2 protein-coding genes and 1 pseudogene are annotated in these 1,143 nt (G+C 25.8%); all 3 read left to right on the top strand.

What is annotated here, in order from left to right:
• Positions 1–561 (top strand): hypothetical protein (locus tag AJ936_RS10360; RefSeq protein WP_186820501.1); only part of this gene is annotated, 561 nt, incomplete at its 5' end.
• On the top strand, positions 551–937 hold the full coding sequence (locus AJ936_RS06205) for a hypothetical protein (RefSeq protein ID WP_002871073.1): 387 nt from the start codon (positions 551–553) through the stop codon (positions 935–937). The genes AJ936_RS10360 and AJ936_RS06205, both read left to right, overlap by 11 nt.
• Before the next feature lie 14 nt (positions 938–951).
• Positions 952–1,143: pseudogene (locus AJ936_RS06200) on the top strand (hypothetical protein); the annotation flags it as partial.

The following is a 1,143-nucleotide window of genomic DNA, read 5'->3' as shown; positions in this document are numbered from 1 at the left end:
ATTAAATTTGCTTTAGCTAAAATACAAGCTAGTCCTCTTGCTAAGATTAAGTATGATAGGATAAGATGGCAAGGGATAGGAGATAAATTAGGAGCGGCACAAAGAAGTAAAGAAAAAGCAAAAATGCTTTTATATTTGGAAAATGAAAATAAAAAAGGTAAGGTAAGTGATAAAGAAGTTCATCTTTATAAACATAATGGAATATGGCCTAAAGATACTCCAAAACCTAGAAGTCCTGATTATATTGGTGAAAATGGGGAGATTATTTTAAACATTAAACAAAGAGCCATGGAAATAAAAAATACTTTAAATGGAGGATATAATAGTGTTTCTATAAAGACAAAAGATAAACTCACCAGATATGATTTAGATGGTAAACCACATTATGAGAAGACATCAAAGAAAATAATTGATACGCCTCATAAAATAGAATATACTAAACATATAAATCCTCAAGATCCAACAAAGTATAGAATGTCACAGGGTTTAGTAGAGCCAATATCTCATAAAGATTTAGATATTGTAGAAAATTATTTAAAAAGGCAAAATAATGAAATTTGAGAATTTAAAGCATGGAAGTTTATTTAAAAGAGAATTTTATCTTAAAGATGTAAAAATAGATTTGAAAAATGACTTTTTTGTTTATTCTATCATAACAAATGAAAAAACTTTAGAAATATTTTTTAAATCAGAGAAAAAAGATATACAAGATTTGCAAATTGTTTTTTATGATTATAAGTTACTACACTCAAAATCATATTGTAAAAATTTTAATCAATTAGAAGCTAATTTTATCGATTTGATAAGAAATAATTGGGATGATATAACAGGCTATATTGAAAAAGAAGAAGAGATGTTGATAAGCATATATTTTGATAATGATTTAGAATATATTACTTTAACTTGTAAATATTTTAATATAGATTTTATGGATTAAATAAAGGATAAAAAATGACAAGAGAACAAGCAGAACTAATTATAGAAGAAGAAAAGTTGATTGATACAGATTGGTATCCTTCTTATAAACATTCAGGAGAATACCATCTTACCATGTGGTTTGATTCTGATAATAATAAATACGAAGCTGTTTATATTGGAGAAAGGGGCGGTGTTGAATTTGAGTATTCTTTTGATAGTGAAAAA

This window comes from Campylobacter sp. BCW_6877, assembly GCF_001762445.1.
Taxonomy (GTDB): domain Bacteria; phylum Campylobacterota; class Campylobacteria; order Campylobacterales; family Campylobacteraceae; genus Campylobacter_D; species Campylobacter_D jejuni.
This window is presented reverse-complemented; position numbering and strand designations above follow the sequence as displayed.